18 protein-coding genes and 1 tRNA gene are annotated in these 21,446 nt (G+C 54.9%); 13 read left to right on the forward strand and 6 right to left on the reverse strand.

Going from position 1 to position 21,446, the window contains the following annotated elements; translation table 11 throughout:
* Positions 1–3: 3 nt before the first annotated feature.
* Positions 4–486 carry a periplasmic heavy metal sensor gene (locus tag IEX10_RS02895; protein WP_188670730.1) on the forward strand — a complete coding sequence of 161 codons (483 nt, stop codon included), beginning with the start codon at positions 4–6 and terminating at the stop codon, positions 484–486.
* A gap of 24 nt (positions 487–510) precedes the next feature.
* Here IEX10_RS02895 and IEX10_RS02900 read toward each other — a convergent pair whose 3' ends face one another.
* Positions 511–1,887 carry a diguanylate cyclase gene (locus tag IEX10_RS02900; RefSeq protein WP_188670732.1) on the reverse strand — a complete coding sequence of 459 codons (1,377 nt, stop codon included), beginning with the start codon at positions 1,885–1,887 and terminating at the stop codon, positions 511–513.
* A 147-nt stretch (positions 1,888–2,034) separates the two neighbouring features.
* Between IEX10_RS02900 and IEX10_RS02905 the strand changes: the two genes are divergently transcribed.
* Positions 2,035–2,313, forward strand: a complete 279-nt coding sequence (locus IEX10_RS02905; RefSeq protein WP_188670734.1) for a DUF3572 domain-containing protein — start codon at positions 2,035–2,037, stop codon at positions 2,311–2,313.
* An 8-nt stretch (positions 2,314–2,321) separates the two neighbouring features.
* Here the strand turns inward: IEX10_RS02905 and IEX10_RS02910 are convergent, their stop codons facing one another.
* Together IEX10_RS02910 and IEX10_RS02915 are read right to left on the reverse strand one after the other, a co-directional pair.
* Entirely contained in the window at positions 2,322–5,519 is a 3,198-nt protein-coding gene (locus IEX10_RS02910; protein WP_188670736.1) for a 2Fe-2S iron-sulfur cluster-binding protein, read from the reverse strand.
* A 3-nt stretch (positions 5,520–5,522) separates the two neighbouring features.
* Positions 5,523–5,972 carry a MarR family winged helix-turn-helix transcriptional regulator gene (locus IEX10_RS02915; protein WP_188670738.1) on the reverse strand — a complete coding sequence of 150 codons (450 nt, stop codon included), beginning with the start codon at positions 5,970–5,972 and terminating at the stop codon, positions 5,523–5,525.
* Positions 5,973–6,092: 120 nt separating this feature from the next.
* On the opposite strand from IEX10_RS02915, the gene IEX10_RS02920 reads away from it, so the two are divergent.
* Positions 6,093–6,782, forward strand: coding sequence for an HAD family hydrolase (locus IEX10_RS02920; protein ID WP_188670741.1), 690 nt, complete (start codon positions 6,093–6,095; stop codon positions 6,780–6,782).
* Here IEX10_RS02920 and IEX10_RS02925 read toward each other — a convergent pair.
* Positions 6,779–7,774, reverse strand: a complete 996-nt coding sequence (locus IEX10_RS02925) for a GlxA family transcriptional regulator (protein WP_188670743.1) — start codon at positions 7,772–7,774, stop codon at positions 6,779–6,781. The genes IEX10_RS02920 and IEX10_RS02925 overlap by 4 nt on opposite strands.
* Before the next feature lie 167 nt (positions 7,775–7,941).
* Here IEX10_RS02925 and IEX10_RS02930 point away from each other — a divergent pair, with 167 nt between their 5' ends.
* The 4 genes from IEX10_RS02930 (at position 7,942) to IEX10_RS02945 (ending at position 12,004) form a co-directional block, all read left to right on the forward strand.
* Positions 7,942–9,486: a trimethylamine methyltransferase family protein gene (locus tag IEX10_RS02930; protein WP_188670745.1), complete on the forward strand. Its 1,545-nt coding sequence runs from the start codon at positions 7,942–7,944 to the stop codon at positions 9,484–9,486.
* Between the two features lie 109 nt (positions 9,487–9,595).
* Positions 9,596–10,189, forward strand: coding sequence for a heme NO-binding domain-containing protein (locus IEX10_RS02935; protein WP_188670746.1), 594 nt, complete (start codon positions 9,596–9,598; stop codon positions 10,187–10,189).
* Positions 10,186–11,208 (forward strand): GGDEF domain-containing protein, encoded by a 1,023-nt coding sequence (locus IEX10_RS02940; protein WP_188670748.1) that lies wholly within the window; start codon positions 10,186–10,188, stop codon positions 11,206–11,208. The genes IEX10_RS02935 and IEX10_RS02940 overlap by 4 nt, the downstream gene beginning before the upstream one ends.
* Before the next feature lie 574 nt (positions 11,209–11,782).
* Positions 11,783–12,004, forward strand: coding sequence for a hypothetical protein (locus IEX10_RS02945; protein ID WP_188670750.1), 222 nt, complete (start codon positions 11,783–11,785; stop codon positions 12,002–12,004).
* A gap of 140 nt (positions 12,005–12,144) precedes the next feature.
* Here the strand turns inward: IEX10_RS02945 and IEX10_RS02950 are convergent, their stop codons facing one another.
* Positions 12,145–12,537, reverse strand: coding sequence for a response regulator (locus IEX10_RS02950; protein ID WP_188670752.1), 393 nt, complete (start codon positions 12,535–12,537; stop codon positions 12,145–12,147).
* Positions 12,538–12,732: 195 nt separating this feature from the next.
* Between IEX10_RS02950 and IEX10_RS02955 the strand changes: the two genes are divergently transcribed.
* Positions 12,733–14,784, forward strand: a complete 2,052-nt coding sequence (locus IEX10_RS02955) for a PAS-domain containing protein (protein WP_188670753.1) — start codon at positions 12,733–12,735, stop codon at positions 14,782–14,784.
* Positions 14,785–14,937: 153 nt separating this feature from the next.
* Positions 14,938–16,587 (forward strand): PAS domain-containing sensor histidine kinase, encoded by a 1,650-nt coding sequence (locus IEX10_RS02960; protein ID WP_188670755.1) that lies wholly within the window; start codon positions 14,938–14,940, stop codon positions 16,585–16,587.
* A 167-nt stretch (positions 16,588–16,754) separates the two neighbouring features.
* Here the strand turns inward: IEX10_RS02960 and IEX10_RS02965 are convergent.
* A tRNA-His gene (locus tag IEX10_RS02965) sits at positions 16,755–16,831 on the reverse strand.
* 104 nt (positions 16,832–16,935) lie between these two features.
* On the opposite strand from IEX10_RS02965, the gene IEX10_RS02970 reads away from it, so the two are divergent.
* The 4 genes from IEX10_RS02970 (at position 16,936) to IEX10_RS02985 (ending at position 21,430) form a co-directional block, all read left to right on the forward strand.
* Positions 16,936–17,124: a DUF6324 family protein gene (locus tag IEX10_RS02970; RefSeq protein WP_188670757.1), complete on the forward strand. Its 189-nt coding sequence runs from the start codon at positions 16,936–16,938 to the stop codon at positions 17,122–17,124.
* An 85-nt stretch (positions 17,125–17,209) separates the two neighbouring features.
* Complete coding sequence (locus tag IEX10_RS02975; RefSeq protein WP_188670759.1) at positions 17,210–18,070, forward strand: urea carboxylase-associated family protein; 861 nt, start codon at positions 17,210–17,212, stop codon at positions 18,068–18,070.
* Positions 18,071–18,299: 229 nt separating this feature from the next.
* Positions 18,300–19,874 carry a class I adenylate-forming enzyme family protein gene (locus IEX10_RS02980; RefSeq protein WP_188670761.1) on the forward strand — a complete coding sequence of 525 codons (1,575 nt, stop codon included), beginning with the start codon at positions 18,300–18,302 and terminating at the stop codon, positions 19,872–19,874.
* On the forward strand, positions 19,871–21,430 hold the full coding sequence (locus IEX10_RS02985) for an acetolactate synthase large subunit (protein ID WP_229678407.1): 1,560 nt from the start codon (positions 19,871–19,873) through the stop codon (positions 21,428–21,430). The genes IEX10_RS02980 and IEX10_RS02985 overlap by 4 nt, the downstream gene beginning before the upstream one ends.
* Positions 21,431–21,446: the final 16 nt, after the last annotated feature.

The following is a 21,446-nucleotide window of genomic DNA, read 5'->3' on the forward strand; positions in this document are numbered from 1 at the left end:
AGAATGACACAAACGACCGAGATCAAGAAAACCCGCAATTGGGGCAAAATCGCCCTGATTGGTTCGCTTGCCCTGAACCTGCTGGTGGTCGGGCTGGTGGTGGGGGCTTTTGCCCGCTTTGACGGCCCTCCGCTCGGGCGGGCGGGCATGGGATTGGGGGTATTTATCAAATCCTTACCCGAAGCCGAACAGGATATGGTGCGCGCCGCTTCCGGATTGCGCCCCGAGGATCGTACAGAAACCATGAAGGCGTTTAGAGCTTCAAAGGATGCGCTGGGCCGCGCCTTGCTGGCGCAACCATTTTCGGAAGAAACGGCCCGTGCTGCAATCCAAGCGCATCACAGTATCTCGCTTAGACACGCAGAACGGTTGCAGGACGCATTGGTCAAAGCTGTCGCAGATATGACCCCGCAAGAGCATGACGCCTATGTGGAACGGGTGCGACAAGAACAGGAAAAACGGCGCAAGCGTAAGAAAAGCCGCTAATTTTCCCATTGGTTCGGGGCTGGGTCAGGCGGCCTGATCCCCGAATATTACGCGGTTGCGCCCTGAATCTTTTGCGCGATACAGCGCACGATCGGCAAATTCGAGCACTTCCATCGCTTCGCCGCCCCCAAACCCCGCACTGGTACTGACCCCGATACTGGCAGACACAGTAATCCGGTTGCCGCTTTCGTCGAGAAACGGACTGTGGCAGATGGCACGGCGCAGGCGGTCGGCGATCTCTTGCAGGGTCTCAAGCGGGGTGTCCCTTAGAATCACTAAAAACTCTTCCCCCCCGTAGCGACACAGCAGATCGGCACCACGAATGTTGCGCAACAGGCGTTTGGCGGCCTCTTTTAACACACGATCCCCTGTAAGATGACCATAGGAATCGTTAACGCTTTTGAAACGATCAAGGTCCAATATCATCGCCGTGACCGAGGTTTGCGGGCGGGCAAGCTGCTGGTCAAGATATTGCAACCCGTAGCGCCTGTTGTAGAGGCCGGTTAACGGATCGGTGAGGGCAGATTTCAGATGGTTCGCCACGGCCCGTTCGGTCCGGTAGGACATTTGTTTCTGCCAGATCATCCGGCGCAAGGTTGTGGCAAAACGGGACGGGCTTGCGCTGGCGGAAATGAATTCCTGCGCACCCAATTCCAGGGATCGGGCTGCGTTCGGGCTGCTGGTGTCGCAGGCATATAGGATCGGAGTTTCCCTGTCGGGATTACGCTTGCGCAGATCGCAGATGGTCTGAAACGCTGCTGTTCGCCCGAGACTAGCTTCATCCACCAGTGAAATATCGGCAGGGGGGCGCTCTGCGCTGTCTTGTGGCGTGCGAAACATCTTAAGGAGAGGAAAATCACGACTTAGAAGGGTTGCGACACTTTCCTGAAAAGTGGTGTTGAAAATCGAAAGGGCACATGAAAAATCGAGAGCGACAGCTTTGGAAAATGGTGGAGGATAAAAGACCGACGGCTCTGCAAATCCCATCTGGGTGATCGTAGACTGGCGGGCCATCAACGCATCGAGCTTTTCCTTACCGCGGATCAACATGTTAATCCGTGCCGCCATCAACCAGCGTTGCGTGGTATAGGCCATAACATCATCCGCCAAACAGTCGTGGGCCGCATCCCAAACCGTCGTATCCGCGCTGTCATGCAGGAAGATCACCGGAATATGCGCCGTATCCTGAGACTGCGTCAGGCGATTGATATTGGCGAAACCGGCGATCCGTTCGGCCGCGTAAGACAGTATCACCAGATCAGGCGGGGCGAACCGAAGGCTTTGTGCCAGCTCGGTCCCGTCCGATGCCAGCGCTACGTCAAAGAAATCCCGTGTCAGCTGGGACTTCATCATCATCCGGTTGGTGACCTGTGGGTCAAGAAGCAGTATTCGTCCAGGCATAAGTGCAGTCCTGCGGGTGGTTCCATAAATATGGTACGGTCTAGGATTTCAAACACGACGCGAGCAGCGGTGTTGCTGACAGTTAATCTTAATAGTGTTAACGAAACCTTTCTGAACTTGGAAAAATTTGAATCGGATTGAAGCGGGATGAAGCAAGAGCAAGCGGAAATTATTGCATTACAAGCACTTGCTTGGGTTGTGGCAGAAGATGACCTGCGGGATGTGTTCTTAGGCGCGAGTGGTGCGAGCGTTGAAGACCTGCGCACCCGCGCCGCTGATCCTGATTTTCAAGGTGCGGTCCTTGGCTTTTTGTTAATGGATGATGCTTGGGTCACGGGGTTTTGCGACGCCCATGGCCTGTCCTATGAAACCCCATACGAGGCGCAACAATCCCTGCCGGGGCAGGGGGAAGTACACTGGACCTGACTTTGGATTCAAAGGTCGATTTCCAGCACGCCCCCCGGTTTGGCGGCGCGGGACTGGCACAGGATCAGGGCGTTCTCGCGCTGGGCATTAGACAGAACAAAATCGCGATGCTCTACTTCGCCTGAAACGATCCCGCATTTGCAGACGCCGCAAATCCCGTCCGAACATTTCACATCAATGTTCACGCCAGCTTCCAACAGAACATCGGTCGGGCTGCGGTCTGCCGGAATTTCAAAGCTGCGGCCCGATTTCGCCAGTTTCAGAGTGAAGTCATGGTTTTCATATTCAGGCGTTTCGGGAACCGAGAAATACTCCAAGTGGCGGTTGTCTTCGGGAAAGCCGTTCGCTTCGGCCGTGTCCATGACCGATTGCATGTAAACGTCAGGCCCGCAGGTGTAGACATGGGCGTCCTTTGCATAGGTCAAGATGGCGGAGAGATCGGCGCGGCTGCCTTTGTTGGAATAGTGACAGGAAACTTTGTCAAACCACGGTTGTTCCGCCAGTATTTGTGCGAAAGCTGCATCTTCTTCGCGCGAGCAAGAGTAATGCAAGGCAAAGTTTCGCCCCAAAGCATGCAGTCTGTGGGCCATTGCGATCATCGGGGTGATGCCGATTCCGCCGCCCATCAGATAGGTCATGCTGGCGTCTTCGACCAAAGGGAAATGGTTGATGGGTTTGGAGATAAACACCATGCGGCCCTGTTCGAAAATCCGCGACATCAGCTTGGAACCGCCGCGGCCCTGATCTTCGCGCAGCACTGCGATCTGGTATTTGCTGCGGTCTGCGGGGTCATGTGACATGGAATATTGCCGGAAAAACTCTGGCGCGACCACCACGTCGATATGCGCACCGGCGGTGGTTTCGGGCATTGGGCTGCCGTCCGGATTCGAAAACTCGTAAAGCGTCACGCTGTCGGTCAGATGCTCCACCTTGGACAGTTGCACGCGCATCACGGGGGCGTCGTCGGGGTTGCTGTTTAAATAGGTATGTTCTGTCGGCAGGCCCGCAGCACGGCGGCGTTTATGTTCTGCCGCTGGTATCATGTCCTGATAGGCTTGGATTGCGGCTTCGCGGTCCATCGGGAAAGGCCACGGATAGGGCGGTGGCAGCAGATTGGCAGGATAAACCGCGAGCGTCTGATCTTCGTATTTCAGGTCCAGATCGGTCGAAAGCCCGCGCAGGTTGGTTTCCTTAACAGGTGTGGTATAGGGGCCTTCATCCGTCATTTCCAGATCCCACCACCAGCGTTTTGTGGCGTTGATCTGTCCGTTTCCAGCCAGATCATCCAGCTTTGCCAGTGCCTTAGCCGCCTTGGGCAGTTTCATCGCGGCCCAGCGGAACGGGGCTTCTGCAAACAGGCCTTCAAGGTTCCACGGGCAGGTTTTCATGCAGCGCCCGCACATGGCCCCGCCTGCGGTGGTGATACGGTAGGTGGTGCATTTCTGGCTGTCGGATTTCCAGATTTCATAGCCGTTGAACATCAGTTTCGGTCCGGCTGTGATTGCGCCCGACGGACACTCGCGGGCGCATTTGTTACAGCTCTCGCAGAAGTTTTGCAGGCCAAAATCAATCGGTTTGTCATGGGTCATCGGCATGTTGGTTGTGACCGTGCCGGATTTCAGACGCGGACCAAGGAAGGGGTTCAGGATCACCTCGCCAATGCGGGACACCTCGCCCAGACCGGAGAGCAGCATCAGTGGGGGTTGCACCACTTCAGAGCCCATCACCGTATGAACGTTGGCGGTATAGCCAAGGTTGCGAATTTGCTGACCCAAGACACCACCAAGCAGGGAAAACCGCAGATAGGCACGCATGGACTGGGCGCAGGCGATCCAGTCGTCCCCCGAAGCGCCTTCCATTGTTTCATGACCCTGATCGATCACCACGGATATGGCGTTGGAGTGATAGGGCGTCAGCTCTGCGCCCGTTGCGTCATGGGAATAATAGCACCAGTCCGGACAGGCAGACAGGCCGACTGCGTCGCAGCCAAGGAAATATGCGGTGGCTTTCAGGTTGGCTGCATTTCTGTCGGGGTCAGACACGCTCGGGTGGATCTGGTCGGCTTTGCCGCCGTCTTGCAGCAGAACAAAGGCACCGAGGGCTGGGCGGAAGGCAAAGGCGGACGCGGATTTACGCACGTAATTCCCGTTCTTCGCCGCCTCTTGCGTGTTCGGGCCAAGGTCTCCGAACAGGGTGCGGGCGAACATATCGGCCCGTTTGGGCACGCGGGCCACATTAGGCGCGTCGATGTAGGTGGTGGGGTCATCAACCCGTTTAAGCTTTTCGTAAGGATGGGGGCCGTCCGCGAAGTTGCGCTTGGCAAAAGGATCGCGGGTGCGTTCGGATTTGGCGTGTTTACCGGTGCCAAACTTATAGGAATAGAGCGGTGGTTGGACGTCTGACAGCGGTTGATCCGGCGCCAGTTCAAGCGTGGTAGTCACCACAGCCAGCCCATAGCGGGTGCCAAGGATCGGGTTGCAGGCCACTCCGTCCTGAATGGTGGCCAGCCCGCCCGCAACTGCGGCGCGGGACAGGTCCAGATCAGCGGCGGAACCGGAATGGGCGCGGGCGTCATAGCCAAGCGTGCGGATATAAGATGCCAGCACGGATGCGGTTTCCGAAGCGCGCAAAGCTGCGCGGTGGGTTTGCGCGTCTTTGATCCAGTCGCTGCCCGGTTCATCCGGTTTGGGATCGCGTGGGTATTCAAACAGAAAGGTGATGGCATGCTTGTGATGGGTGCAGGTGGTCGGCGGCGCTTTCATGGACTCGCGCAATCCGGCGAGGATCATGTCGATACCTGATGCCAGCGTTTTCACCTGTTTCGTGCGCAGGGTTTCGGCCAGACGGTCCACATCCGGATTGCTAAACGGGGTGTCCAGCCACATATCCGGCGCGATAAGGCTGGTGCCCACCATAGACGCATCGCAGTAATACCCGAATGCTTTCAGGTGGTTGGCCCGTTCCTGCAGATCATCGGGAATAGTGGCGATTTCCTTTTTCACCATCCCTTCGCGGATCGCATCCATCATCGCCTGATACTCCCCCATCGCGTTGATGACAGAGGTTGGATCGGGATTGTGGAACAGCACCTGTGGGGTTGGCGTCAGGCGGGTCAGGTCCGGTTGGTCGGCCCTGCGGCTCAGGCGCTCCAGCGGATAAGGGCCTAGGTGAACGGGGCGGTCTTTGTAGGAGAAAAGTTTCGTCATGGATTAAACCCCTGAAGCGGTGGAAGCTGCGGAAGCGGTCAGTTTTTCCAGCAGTTCTGTGAGAGTGGCCTGTTCCTGCGGAGACAGGGTTTTGTCTAAATGGGCGCGCAGGTCATAGGCCAGTGGCAAAGAGCGGGACAGCTTTGCCTCGCCTTCAGTCGTGAGCTCTACAGTGGTGGTGCGCTTGTCTTGGGTGCCGGATACACGCCAGAGCAGCCCGTTTTTCTCCATCTGTTTTAGCGTGCGCGATGCCGCTGGTCGGATGATCCCGATATAATCGGCAATCCCCGACGGCGTTGTGATGCCCTGTTCCCCGACCGCGACCAACACGCACCACATTTGGCGGGTGAGCCCCAGATCAGAGAGATCAGAATCAAAGGCAGCGTTGTTGCTGCGCGCGGCAATGGTCAGGCGGTAGCCAAGACCGTCATGGAGGTCGAATGGATGTGACATGGTTAACGGTGTTAATCATTTTGCTGCCAATGTCAATCTGAAACAATTCTTGGCTGGATCGCCCCCGCCGGAGCCTTTAGGGCTGGCGGGGACAGGTAAAGCACACAAAGGCGGCAGGGTATGACGATCAAGGGTTTGGTTTTTGACAAGGACGGCACGCTGTTTCACTACGGCGCAACGTGGTTAATCTGGTGCGATCTGGTGCTGGAGGATCTGTCACAGGGCGATCCGGAAAAGAAAAAAGAGCTCGCCGATGCGGTCGGTTTTGATCTGGAAAATAACAGCTTCCTGCCCGGCAGTCTGATCGTTAACGCTTCCGCTGGGGAGATTAACGGTGTGTGGGCCAGCCTCTTGCCAGATTTTAGCGATTCGGATGTGGATGCCGTGGCCGTGAAGCACCTTGGCAGCCTTCCATCCGTTCCCGTCTGTGATCTGAAAGAGCTGTTTTCAGCATTGCGGGGGCAGGGTTACGCGCTTGGCCTTGTGACCAATGACTATGAAGAGGGCGCTTACCAGCAGTTAAAGCAGGAAGGTATTGCGGATCTGTTCGATTTTGTTGCCGGTTTTGACAGCGGGCACGGGGTGAAGCCTGGGGCGGGTCCTTTGTTGGCGTTCGGGGCGGCAACGGGCCTGACGATGGCGCAGGTCGCTATGGTCGGGGATTCCACCCATGATCTGGGCGCGGGCCGTGCTGCTAAAGTGGCGATGAATATCGGTGTTTTAACCGGGCCTGCGGAAACTGATGACATCGCTCATCTGGCGGATGTGGTGTTGCAAGACATCTCAGGCATCGCAGCAGTCCTGCGTTAGCTGCTCTGGGTGGTCATCAGCGAAACCTGACCTTTCCGGTCCACTGAAGGTTTCAAACCGAACTCCGCCTGATACAGCCGCGACAGATGGGAGGGGCTTGGAAAGCCGGTCATCAGTGCGATTTCAAGGATCGACAAGTTTGTGTGCCACAGCAACTGGCGCACTTTTTCCAGACGCAGTTTGCGATAATACCGCGCCGGAGAGGTGTCGAGATGGCGCACGAACATGCGCTCGAGCGAGCGTACGGTCTTGCCCGCAGCCTTGGCCACGATGGGAATCGGAAGGGTGGATTCCATATTGGCAATCATCGCCGCAATCGCCTGCTGCATCGGCTTTGGCAGCGTATCATATTGATGCAACGAATAGGGCCGCTGCCCGACGGAGGCCCCTCTGATCCGGTCGATCTGGTATTGATTGCCCACTGCATTTGCCACGGCAGCCCCGCTGTAGCTGGCGATGATGTGAAGAGCGATATCCATCGACGACAACCCGCCTGATCCGGTCCAACGATCCCGATCCATCACATACAAGTTGGGGGAGACTTCCAGTTCGGGGAATTCCTCGGCAAAGGCGGGCTGGTTTTCCCAGTGCAGTGTGAACTGGTACCCGTCCAGAAAACCGGCCCGTGCAAGCATAAAGCTGCCAATGCACAAAGCGCCAAACACCTCGGACTGTCGGGAAAACCGTTGCAGTGCCGTGTTCAATGCGGCGCGTTGGGGCGGATTTGACTCCATGCCAGCGCAGACAAAGAAATAGTCAAACCGCGCCGTGCTCTTGATGGATTGGGTCGGCATCACCGCGAGCCCGTCAGAAGCCGTGACAGGTGCGTCATCAACCGACAGAAACTCCCAAACAAAATTTTCCCGCCCAAGTTCACGATTGGCAGAGCGGAAGGGACCGGTCATCGCGGTGATACACAGCGAAGAAAACTGGTCAATCAGGAGCAGGCCGATACGGATTCGATCCGTTTGTGTGGGCAAAGTGTCAGGCATGAACACATATTCCAGCTTGGATTCGTCCCATCTAAGGCCAGATTTCGACGAATGTCTCGCCGGATTCGACAGCAAATGTCGTATTCCTGACGCTGAAACCGACATCCTGCTGCCAGTCTGAGCCGTGTCAGACCCAATTTCGGGCCGACCGAGCACCGGAGACCATCATGGCAGCACGCACCAGAAGCGGAGGACGCGCGGGCAACACGCGCCGGACCTCCCCTCATGCGATTGAGCAGATGCCCTGGCGCATTGTGCGCAACCGTGACCGCCCGACCGAACCTTTGGACGCAGCGGGTGTGGAGGCTATCCACAACGGGGCCATGCATATCCTGTCGCGGATCGGGATCAAAATGCTGAACCCCGAAGCGCTTGAGATCCTGTCACGGGCAGGGTGCAGGGTTGACGGGCAAACGGTGTTTATGGACGAAGATTTCGTGATGGCGCAGGTCGCGCTTGCGCCGTCTAAATTCACCATCACCCCGCGCAATCCGGACCGCAAGGTAGAGATCGGCGGCAATTGCCTGACCTTTGTGAACGTCTCTTCCCCGCCGAACTATTGGGATCTTGAGACTGGTAAGAAAACCGGTGATTTCAGTAGCTTCCGGAATTTAATGAAACTAACTGGGTATTTTAATTGCATCCATGTGGCCGGGGGCTATCCGGTTGAAGCTGTGGATATTCACGCCTCTGTCCGGCACTTGGATTGCGTGCAGGAAAAGCTGCTGCTGACCGATAAAGTCGTGCACGCCTATTCGCTTGGCAAGGAACGTGTTGAGGACGTGATGGAGATGGTGCGGATCGCGGGCGGGCTGAGCCACGAAGAATTTGACGCCGCGCCGCGCATGTATACCAACATCAATTCGGTTTCGCCTCTGGTGCATGATTTTCCGATGCTGGACGGCGCAATGCGCATGGCACGGCGGGGGCAGCCGGTGGTGGTGACGCCTTTCACGCTGGCAGGCGCGATGGCCCCTGTAACCATGTCAGGCGCAGTGGCGCTCAGCATTGCGGAAGGGCTGGCGGCAATCGTGTTGTTGCAGCTTATCAACCCCGGAACGCCGGTGGCGATCGGGACGTTTACATCAAATGTGGATATGAAATCGGGCGCACCGGCCTTTGGGACGCCGGAATACATGCGGGCCACCCAGATGACCGGCCAGATGGGGCGGTTTTATGGGTTGCCGATCCGTTCCAGCGGCGTTTGCACTGCCAATGTGCCGGACGGGCAGGCGATGTGGGAAACGTCGAACAGCCTGTGGGCTGCGGTTCAGTCAGGGTCAAATTTCGTATACCACGCAGCGGGTTGGCTGGAGGGCGGGCTGATCGCAAGCCCTGAGAAATTCATCATGGATTGCGAAGTTCTTCAAATGATCCAGCGTTATATGGAGCCCGTTATCACCAATACCACCCCCGAGGATATCGCGCTCGACGCGATTGCTGAAGTCGGGCCGCAGGGACATTATTTCGGGGTGCAGCACACGCAGGACCGCTATGAAACCGCGTTCTACAGTCCCATTGTAAGCGATTGGCGTAATTATGAGGCTTGGTCGCTGGCCGGGGAAGAATGGACAGTGGCGCGCGCGCACCGGATTTATAAGGACATCTTAAAGGAATACACGCCGCCGCCGATAGATGCTGCGATCAAGTCCGAGCTGGCAGCTTTCGTTGCGCGCAGGAAGGAAGAAGGCGGCGCGCCAACGGATTTTTGAAGAGTTGAATAAAATCCGTTTTACTACTCCCCGTGATCTGCGCGAGAAACTAGGGATTTGTTAACGCCTGTACCGTCATTTTCGGTCTAATACAAAAGCGGGTGTAACAATGCATGGCACAATAAACTGCGGTTTGCAGATCTATGTTTGCGAGATTTTTGGCGCGGATATGTGGGAAGAATCCTGCACCCACGCGGGGCTGTCCGGTTTCAGCTTTGAAACCATGCTCTCCTATGAAGATAGCCTGACAGAGCGGCTTTTGAGCGCGCTTACGCACGTTCTTGGCCGTGACCGCGCCGACCTTCTGGAAGATTTCGGCACGTTTGTCGTTTCCGAAGAACGCCTGAAACCCGTCCGCAAGTTGTTGCGCTTCGGAGGGGAAAGCTACGTCGAGTTCTTACAATCCCTTGAAGATGTACATGACCGCGCAAAAATCGCCCTGCCGGATCTGGATGTGCCTCGGTTCGAACTGGAAAACCACGGTGGGGACAGGTTCACAGTACACTATAGTTTCGAAAAACTTGGGTTTGGCGCGGTGTTTTTGGGCCTGTTGCGCGGGATGGCAGATGATTACGGCGCGCTGATCCTGATCGATCATATTCCGGCGAAAGGACATGAATGCGATAAAGACAGGTTTGAAATATCACTCATGCAACTGACGGTGCCTGATGCGTTGCAAAAACCGACGGCACTGTGCTTATGAGCGTGGTGTCATTCCCTGAACTTTCTGTGGATACGGTTGCCAAGGCCATACCGGATATGATCCAACTTCGAACCGTGTTGAATACCGCGCTACCGTTTCACCTGATGATTGATCAAGGCGGGGGCATCACCCATGCCGGCCCGAGCTTTCAGAAACTATTTCCAGATGAGCAGATCATCGGTGCGCAGTTTTTTGATCTTTTAAAGGTCAGACGTCCCGCAGGAATAACCGACGCATCAGGGCTGCGGGCGATCAAGGGGGAACGACTGATCCTATCGGCGCCGACCCTTGATTGCGCCAAGCTAAAGGCCGTCGCCATTCCATTGGGGCAGGGGGCGCTGCTGATTGATCTTTCCCTCGGGGCTGGCGTGCTTGATATTGTCAGCCGTTGTAACCTTAAGAACAAGGATTTCTCTCCGGCGGACCCAACCGTGGACATGATCTACATGATGGAGGTGCAATCGTTCGTATACCAACAGCACAAAACCCAAAGCCAGAAACTGCAGGGAGCAAAGGTCCAGGCCGAAGAGAAGGCTTACACCGATGCGTTGACCGGACTTGCCAACCGCCGCGCGCTTGAAAGCCACATGAAACGGTTGTTGCGTCGCAGCAGGGGCAAGGGGTTCGCGCTGATGCAGATCGATCTGGATCACTTCAAAGCAGTAAATGATACGCAGGGTCATGCGGCAGGGGACAGAGTGTTGCATGAGACAGCATGCAGACTGCGCCGTCAGATGCGCGCGTCGGATTTAGTGGCGCGTGTGGGGGGAGACGAGTTCGTCATCATAATGTCAGATTACGGAACGGCCGAAACAGTCAGGGTCGTCGCAGAACGCCTGATTGACGATTTGCGGCAACCCTTCCAGTTCGGGGATGTGGCCTGCCGTATCGGTGCAAGTGTCGGGGCGACGATCGTTTCAGCTGGATCAAAGCGGTCTCCCGAAGAAATACTGGCGACTGCGGACCGCGCGCTCTACACGTCAAAAGACAAAGGTCGCGGGGTTTTCCACCTTATGTAGGAAGGTGCCTCATTCAGGTCACATTCCTTGGCATTTCTGCTGAGAATCGGGGGCGACGTAGGGGAAACCAGTGGGGATTTGGCCTAAAAACTGTCTGCTCCTGCACGAAATGCGGCTCAAATACGGCGAATGGGCCGCCCGAAACGCAGTGTTTCCATAGGTTGCATAATCAGAATGAAGGTGCCAGATATCGGCTGCGCGGTGTTGTAATTTGCCAAGCTGTCGAAGGCTTTGTGCCTTTGGATGATGCACAGACGACTGTCTCTTATTGGTTTGATTTGATTGTATACTTTGGGATATAAGGACATGGCATTGGCATAGGGTGACGTGATTAAAACCCGTGAAAGGCCCTTCAGCGGTAGCTCTGTTCAATAGCGCTGTGACGCCTCCAATTTTCCCTGATTTCGTCTAAAATCGCCCCATTTCACAGCCAAGTCGATGAAATGTGGAAGAAATTTGTTCACCGGCTTCGGGATTTTTGGTAATTATAAGAAACCGCCACTGTGGCGCGTGTATGTAATTAGACGGTTCTCTGGTTCTTTCGAACCGTCGCTTAAGAGAGTGTGAGAGTAAAATGATGAAAGCTATCAAACCCAGTGCCATCTCGTCCGACCGCCGCTTCGTGCTGGCCGACAAATTGCGTCCGCAAGTTTGGCACGAACGTCAAAAAACCGAATCCGATTTTGGTGCGCCAACACCTGCAACACGCCGGTTCGATGGCCGTGATGAGGGGATGACTCCAGATCCAGAACTGCAAGATGCTATCAAGGGTGTATTGGCCGGTCTTAACGCCTAACGCAGCAATCTGGTGACTTTGGACAATCGTTCAACGCCGAAAACCTATCGATCAGACTCCGGGACGCGCGCAATCACACTCGCGCAGTAGTGCTGGGGTCTTTATTTGCGCAAGTTTGATACGTTGTACCGGCAGGCCGTTCAGGCGTTCCCTGTGGCGGCTTCCCAGATTGCGTTCAATTGGCTGGATAACGTCATAGGATTGAACGGTTTTGGAATAACGTCCAGAGCATCGGTTTTCTCCATCAACTGGCTGGACGCTTCGCTGGACTGCGCTGTCATAAACACGGCAGGGGTATTGGCAAATTCGGGCATTTTACGGATGTGGGCCAAGACCTCATCGCCCGTCATCGTAGGCATCATCTGATCCAAAAGGATCAGGTCGGGGTTAAATTCCCTAATGCGTTCAAGGGCTTCGTGTCCGTCAAGATATTGAGCGAGTTCCATACCACCAACGACCTCGAGAGCCATTTTGGTGATTTCCTGAATGTCCTCGTCATCTTCTACGTGCAAGACACGTTTTAATTTGGTCATAACACTACCCATCTAAATTATTCTGATGCCGCGTTTCATTTTGAAATGCAAGCAGAAGTTGTGGATGTAGCATAATTGCAACCAATTCTGTGATTCATGCGCGGATTGGCAGGCTGCCGGAAAATAACCTTAGCGTGTAAAAGGTTTGAGCGTACATACATAAAGAAAAAATAGGCGCAAGTTTTCATGATGGGTATGAAACATAGTGTCCGTGCAGTTAAAAAAGCGAGTTTGCTGCAGGCGGCAATTCTGTTGATCGGCTTTGGTGGTGTTATATATGCCAACGAAGTTTTCAATTTGCAAAAAGAGAAAGAGGAACTGCGCGCAGAGATGCGGGATATCGCAGAGTCCATGCGTGTTAAGGTCGAAACCGAGCTGAACCAAGTGGTGCTTTTGGCCAATGCGGTGGGGCTAGCGATCGAAATAGAGCCGGAAACATTCGATCAGGAACGTCTCTCAACTATCGCGAGGAAGCTGACAGACAGGGGTTCAAGCGTGATAAACGTCGCTGTAGCGCCCGACCTGATTGTCAAATACGTCCATCCTGTCGAGGAAAATGCGTCAGTGATCGGTTTAAATTACCGGCAGAATGGTGCGCAATATGCAGCGGCCCGACGGGCGTTGGTGTCGCGTGAACCGATCTTGGACGGCCCTCTCGACCTTATTCAGGGTGGGCAGGGGTTTATCCTGAGAACCTCCATCGAAGTGCCAGGCGATGCGGGGGTGATCGCGACAAATTGGGGGATTATCTCGGTTGTGATGGATACGGCCAAATTTATTAGCCTTATCCACGAAACTCATTCCGGCACGACGACACCTCACACAATGGCGATCCGCCGCGTCAGCGAAAATGCGAAAATTCAGTCAACTTATGATGCAATTGCAGGTGATCAGAGGTTGTTTGATCGCAACGCAGTTGTCCTGGATGTGCCCGTCCCGTCAGGTCTGTGGCAAATTGTGGTGCAGCCGCCAGAAGGATGGCCCATTGTTTCCCAGAAATTCGCGCGGAACCTGATGTATTTCGGCGTGGCCTTTTGTGTAACTCTGGCACTGTTCCTTCTGATTGTCACGTTGCGTAGTGGGCGTAAGCTTGCCGAGGTGCGCATGCGCAATGCTTTGGAGGCCGGCGATCAGGGGTTTGCTTTATACGATCCGGAAGACCGGCTGATCCAGTGCAATTCCCGCTACATGAGCGACAACAACCTCACCCCTGAGATGTTGGCTCAAAAGCCGACTTTCGAACAGCTGGTGCGAATTGCGGTGGCCGAAAACCGGTTCACCGATGATGCTGTAAAGGACGAGGCGTGGATTCAGGAGCGGGTTAAGATGCGTCAGGAAACCACTGCGGTGCAGCATGCACGGTATCCGGGGGGGCGGTGGTTGAAAGTCTTTACCAAGCGGGTGGATGACGGATGCCTTATCGTGTTTACGATGGATGTTACCGAAATTATCAAAGCGAAAGAGGCTGCCGAGGTTTCGGAAATTGCCAAGACGCGGTTTATGGATGCGGTTAGCCATGAACTGAAGACTCCGCTTAGCATCCTGCTGGGATACAACGCTTTTCTGGAAAACCCTATGCATTTAAAATCTGTCTCTGCATTGCAAGGGCAGGCGTCCCGAGAAGCATTATTGCAGGTTAATACGGTCACAGATGAAGTCAAATCCCATGCGCAGCGGATTTCTGCTGCGGGGGAGCATCTGCATACTCTGATCAACAAATTGCTGGAGTTCACCCAGAAAAGCAGAGACGAATTTACCGGTGAGGGCAAAGATTTCCGTGCCGGTCAACTGGTTGGTCCGATTGCTGAACGGTTCCGGAGCGAGGCGTCAGGCAAGGGGCTGGAGTTTTCGGTTGTGATCGAAGAGACCAATATCCATGCCGATCCGGTTTATGTGGATCGCTCGCTCAGCCGGATGGTCAAAAACGCCATTCAGACGACTGATAAAGGGGCTGTTAAGGTTTCTGTGTATCCCAAAGGGGATAAAGTTCTCATTGAGGTGCGTGACACAGGCAATCAGGTGCTCACCAATCTGGACGGGACACCGTTGACCTCTAGTGATTTCCAATCGGATCTGGTGGATTTTATCAAAGCCGAAGATCCTGATTCTAACGTGCCAAATCCCCAGAGTATGGGGGCGGGGATTACGGTTGAAATAGATGGGGTTAGGGGGAAGCTGGTGACATTGGAGCTACCCCGCACAGCCCAGCAAAAACAAGTCGCTGTGGAAGAAAGAAGGGTGGCCTGACGGAGCGGTGCGAAATTGCCACTAAAATTTTCAGTGTCACGCACCTGACCCCGATTGTTTCCCTAATTATGACAATATCGCGAAGTAGTTTCTATTGTTAACAAGGCGCGTGTTCTCTTTAGGGGGTGAGAGCACGAAGGAGGGTGAAGCCGTATGAGCGTTTCAGAGTACAATAAAAAGGCGAAAGCCGGTAATTTTGTAGTTGCTGTGGCCGTGCTGGTCTGTGGCATCGCTTTCGTGCTTTACCGTGTTGGATTGCTGTCCAAGATGGTCTCGCTCAACGACATGGCGACCGCGCTTGGACTGGTTGCTGTGGTGTTGTTGTTTGGTTTGGTGATCGCCTATCAGTGGCACATCAACGCCCAACGACGGCAGCTTATGGACCGTGATCGGGAGATTTCTTTCGTTCAGTCTGCGATGGATTTGCACAGCATTGTCACCGTAACCCAGCCGGATGCGACCATCCTGTCCGTTAACGATAAGTTCTTGAAAGAATTCGGGTTTACCAAATACGAGGCATTGGGGAAGAAGATGGATTTGATCCACGCCAATCTGGGCGATAAATCTGTCTTTGAGGATATCCTTAAGGCAACGTCCGAAGGGCGTAGCTGGGAAGGGCGTCACGCTGCGCGTACAAAATCAGGTGAGATCCGCTATTACCGCGCGACCATCGTGCCACAGTTTGATGACAAGGGCACCCACATCGGCAATGTGTCGATCCGCCACGATATAACCGACCTGCGCAAGGCGGAAGAAACCAAGCGCACCAACGCCATCCTTAGCAAGTTGCACGACGAAGTTTATATTTTCGATTCAGAGACCTTGGACATTGTCTACATGAACGAACGGGCGCTGGAGCGGTGTGACTGGACCGCTGAAGAGAGCACGACAAAGCGTGTGATGGACACAGATGCAGGGTTTGACGAAATGGCTTTTCGTGCCCACACCCAGCCGCTGCTGGATGGGAGCAAGGGTTCGGTCGTGATCGCGGTGAAACAGACCAAGGGTTATGTCGAGGTTCACACCAGCCTGCTGGAACAACTTGACGGGTCCACCGTGTTCGTTTCAGTGGCGCGGGATATTACGGACCGGATGGCCATTGATAAGGCGAAGATGTCCTCTGTTTCGGTTGTCAGCCATGAACTCCGCACCCCGATCACTTCGATCAAAGGATCGTTGCAACTGCTTGAAGCGCAGGCTGCTGAATCGTTGAACGACAGTTCGAAATCACTGGTCGCCATAGCGCTGCGCAACTGTGACCGCCTGATGTTCATCGTAAACGACATCCTTGATATGGAAAAAATCCATTCTGGAAAGATGGAGTATGATCGCAAAACCAACAGCCTGAATGCGCTGCTGGAAGAATCGATTGAGGTCAACAAAGGCTATGGGGACCAGCACGGCGTACGGTTCAATTATGTTCCCAACGGGGACGAGGCACTTGCCGTGTGTGATCGGGACAGGATGATTCAGGTCATGTCGAATCTGATGTCCAATGCGGTGAAATTCTCTCCCAAAGGCAGCACGGTGGAGATTGCTTTGCATGATGATGTGAAGAATTGGTGTATTTCTGTCGCAGACGTAGGACCGGGAATCAAACCCGAAGATCAGACGCGCCTGTTTGAAAGCTTTTCGCAGGCCAAGCCCGCAGATGGCAAGAAACGGGTTGGCACGGGGCTCGGGCTCGCGATTACAAAAAAGATTGTGCAGCATCACGGCGGGACATTGGGCCTGAAAAGCGAAGTCGGCACGGGGACGACGTTTTTCGTGTATCTCCCTAAACTTGAGCAAATGGCCGCGTGACTGGGGCAGGGGCGCCTGTCTGGCGGGCCTTGCACCAGTGGAATTTATCCAACCGTTAACCCAAGCGCGATCTTGGTTGCCAGTCTGTCACGCCAGAAGGGCTGCGCGCCCAGATCTGTCGGGGGCTGGCTGCCGTTTCCCGCAGATTGATACAATAGAAGGGGGGATGGTACCAGCGCCCCGGCTCGAACGGGGGGCCTCTTGATCCACAATCAAGCGCTCTAACCTACTGAGCTACGCCGGCACTGGGGCTGCGTTTAAACTTAGCCCGAGGGAATTGCAAGACTGATCTGGCTTGAAAATGCATGGAATTTCAGATAGCGCCAGATCAATCATCAGGAGTGTGACATGGGTATCAATACAGAACGCGATTTAGAGGCCAATTTGCAGATCGGACCAACCACAGACGGTATGGTGCGCTTGTTCATCGAAGGCAACGGAGTAGAAATTCCGCTCGATTTCGATCCGGACGAGGCGATGGAGATTGCCGAGGAAATTAAAGCGGCGGCGTCCCAAGCGGCTGCGGTTTCCAAATAACAGAATCGGGGCGGGCGCTGGTCCGCCCCGATCTTTTCAATCCACAGATTGACAGTTCACGGGCAAGCGGATCAAACTCCGCGGGATGAAATATCCCGCACAACACCCCGCCCCCGATGATGCCGACGACCGGCGCGCAATCCCCCCCACCGTCTGCTACCCGATCGACAGTCTGCCGCGCCCCGATATGGCGCTGTACACGGCTGCAAGAGAGGGCATGGAGAAAGTAGACGAGCTGTTGGTCCCCGCACGCGATGCCCGCTGCTGGAGCCTGCCAGCGAGTCACTTCTGCCGAATCGTCAGCGTTGAGGGTCCACAGGTCGGGGATCTGAACCTCTGGCATCGTGACGATCTGTCAGAACGGTTTTATTCTGGCAAAACCCGTGCCTTACACGGAACCCATGTTTCGACAGGGGATCGGCTCTGGTCCACGATTCCAACCGTGCGGCCACTGGCAACTGTGACGGACGACACGCTCGACTGGTACGGCTGGGACGAATACGGCGGGTCGGTGCATGATGTGATTGGCACCCGCTGCGATCCCTACACGAACCACATCCTGAACGGGGTGGATTATCATTATTGTTGCCATTCCAACCTAAGCCGCGCGCTGGCAGATTTTACAGCGCTTCCTGTGCAAGAGGCTGAGCTGCTGGTGCATGATGTGTGCAACGTGTTCATGGCTACAGGGTTCATGCCGGACACCAAGCAGTATTTCATGAAGGCCAGTCCGGTGCGCCCTGGCGACTATTTCGAATTCTTTGCGGAAACCGATTTGATTGGTGGTTTGTCTGCCTGTCCGGGCGGGGATTGTTCCGCCCAGCATTCCAGCGACACGGCCGCCTGCTATCCATTAAAGGTGCAGGTGTTCAGGCCAGCCGAAGGGACGCTTGAGGGGTGGAAACCCGCGCCGCGCAATGGCTATTCCCGCACGCACGGGCGCTAGAATCGGCAAAGGCCTTTTCGGTTGGAAGGGCCTATAGCGGACATGTCGTTAAGGTCTCATGACTAATTTTCGGGGGGATTGCTTTAATTCTTGAGGTAACACCGTTCAAACTATTCTCCTGCGCGATCAGCTTGAAAAGTGACCCAAGGTCTTTCCTGCATTGGAATTGCCAAACGTTGATTGCGTCGCGATGCTGCTTTTCGACAGATTCCAAAATACTTGGTTAGACATGATACCGATAAATCCCCCAGCGGTTCTGAACCCTCAAAGCGAGACTGTTGTTTCGCGTATCCGCGCCAATGCCAAAGCACATCCGGATCGGTTGGCCTTAGTCTGTGAAGGGTCGCAATTGGATTGGGGTGCATTCGATACGCGGATCAATCGCGTTGCGAACCTATTGGGGAATCTGGGGCTGGGGAAAGGCGATCATATTGCGATCATCTCTCCCAACTCCATACCTTATGCAGAGCTGTTTATGGGTGTTCTGCGGGCAGGGGCGTGCTTTACGCCGTTGTCTTCGATGGCCTCGCCCGAGGCCTTGCAAAAGATGCTCTCGGATTGCGGGGCATCTGCGATATTTGTGGCATCGCAATACCTGCATCTAGTGGCGGATTTTGTCACGGAACTGCCGATCAAGCGCTTTGCGATTGATTTCGAGCATGCAGATTTCGAAAGCTACGAAACGGCTATGGCGCAGGCTGCAACGACGGACCCGATGGTTCCGATTAAGATGAGCGACCCGTTCAACCTGATCTATTCTTCCGGGACCACAGGAACACCCAAAGGTATCATCCACAACCACCAAATGCGCGCCGCGCAGATGGATCGGGTGTCGCCCAATGGCTATGATGATAATGCGCGTACGTTGATCTCGACTCCGCTTTATTCCAACACCACGATTGTGTCCTTTGTTCCGACGCTTTTTGGGGGCTCAACCGTTTATCTTATGCCCAAATTTGATGCGCGGGGTTATCTGCAAATTGCAGAGCGCGAGAAGATCACCCATACGATATTGGTGCCTGTTCAATACAAGCGCATCATGGATGTTCCCGATTTTGAGAGTTTCGATTTGAACTCTATGCGGATCAAATTCTCGACCTCTGCCCCCCTTCGCGCGGATGTAAAACAAGACGTGCTGGACCGTTTTCCTGGCAAGCTGATCGAATACTACGGTCTGACAGAAGGCGGCGGTGTGACTGTATTGGTGGCCGATGATCATCCAGACAAGCTGCACACTGTTGGCCAGTTGGCGCCTGGAAATGACATCCGCCTGATCGACACGGATGGTCAGGAAGTTCCCCAAGGCACTGTTGGCGAGATCTGCGGGCGTGGGCCGACCATGATGTCAGGATATTATGGCCGCGACGATCTAACGGCAGACTATATTTGGCGCAATTCGCAGGATGACATCTATTTTCGATCTGGTGACATGGGGTGGTTTGACGAGGACGGGTTTTTAGTGCTTTCGGATCGTAAGAAAGACATGATCATCTCTGGCGGGCTTAACATCTACGCCAATGACCTCGAGTTGGTGTTGCTGGGCAATCGGGATGTCATAGATGCTGCGGTCATTGGTGTGCCTTCGGACAATTGGGGGGAAACCCCATTGGGCCTCGTGGTTCTGCGTGAAGGGTCTATCGAAACGAGCGAAACCTTGTTGGAAAATGCAAACCGAAGACTTGGCAAAAGCCAACGCCTCTCGGCAATCGAGATACGAGACAGTTTGCCCCGCAGTAGCATTGGCAAAATCCTTAAAAAGGAACTGCGTATTCCTTATTGGGACATCGAAAAGGAAAACACATGAGTGATACTGAAATGAACGGCGCCGAAAGCCTTGTGCACACATTGCTCGAAAACGGGGTTGAGGTTTGCTTTACCAACCCCGGCACGTCAGAGATGCATTTTGTGGCCGCTCTTGATCATATTCCCGGCATGCGCTCGGTCTTGGTGTTGCAAGAAAGTGTCGCGACAGGGGCGGCTGATGGGTATTACCGGATGTCAGGAAAACCCGCTTCGACTTTACTCCATCTCGGCCCTGGTTTGGCAAATGGGGTGTCAAATCTACACAACGCCAAAAAGGCGGGATCTGGCGTGGTAAACATTGTGGGCGAACATGCCTCGACACATATCGCGCTGGATGCACCGCTTACTTCTGATATCGAAGGGATCGCGCGACCGGTATCGCATTGGGTGCGCACCACTAAAGGTGCTCCGACGGTTGGCAAAGATGCAGCAGAGGCTGTGCAGGCCGCACGTGTCGCACCTGGCCAAGTCGCCACGTTGGTTCTGCCGAGTGACACGGCTTGGGATGAAGGCGGCGTAACACATGCTGCCCATGAACCTGCAATGCCAGCGCCTTTCGACAGCGGCATGCTGGCCGACGCTGCAGAGGCGTTGGATGGTCCAGAATGTCTGCTGCTGCTTGGCGGTGCAGCCCTGAGCGAAAGCAATTTGGAGATGGCCGGTCGTATCGCCGCAAAGACCGGATGCCATTTGCTTTCGGAATGGTCAAACGCGCGTCTTGAGCGCGGCGCGGGCCGCGTCTCGGTTGGCCGTGTGCCTTACCCGATCGACATCGCGCTAGAAGTGCTGGAACCCTATAAACGCATCGTGTTGATTGGGGCCCGTGCGCCCATCGGCTTTTTTGCTTATCCGGGCAAGCCAGCAATACTCACCCGTGAAGGGGCGGACATCATCACGCTTGCAAAGGCCGATGCGGACCTCACGTCAGCCCTTGAAGCCCTATGCGAAACAACGGGCGCTACAGCGACACAACCCGCACATGTCGCCACACCAGACGTTCCACAGCCCCAGCACGGGCCTATCAATCTGGAAAACCTTGCCGCTGTCATCGCCCGAACGATCCCCGAAGACGCCATTGTGGTCGATGAATCCGTAACGACCGGACGCGCCTTTTCGCCTGCCACAAAGGGTGCTGCCAAACATACTTGGCTTAACAATTGTGGCGGCTCGATTGGATATTGTCTGCCTGTTGCCGTCGGAGCCGCTGTTGCTTGCCCGGATCGAAAGGTCATGGCTTTGACTGGGGACGGTTCGGCCATGTACACGATCCAAGCACTTTGGAGCATGGCGCGCGAAAACCTTGATGTCACGATCCTGATCTTTGCCAACCGCAGCTATAGGATTCTGCGCGGTGAACTGACGAACGTGGGTGTGCAAAATCCGGGTCCCCGTGCAATTGATATGCTGTCCTTGGATCGTCCCGATTTGCAGTGGGTAGAGATGGCGAAATCAATGGGGGTCGAGGCCTGCCGCGTGACCGATTGTGAAACGCTTGAAGCGGCCATAGAGACAGGTCTGGCGATGCCGTCGCCCTACTTAATCCAAGTAGACTTATGACATCGCCGATATTTCC

Origin of the sequence: Neptunicoccus cionae, from assembly GCF_014643735.1 — a bacterium.
GTDB lineage: Bacteria > Pseudomonadota > Alphaproteobacteria > Rhodobacterales > Rhodobacteraceae > Amylibacter > Amylibacter cionae.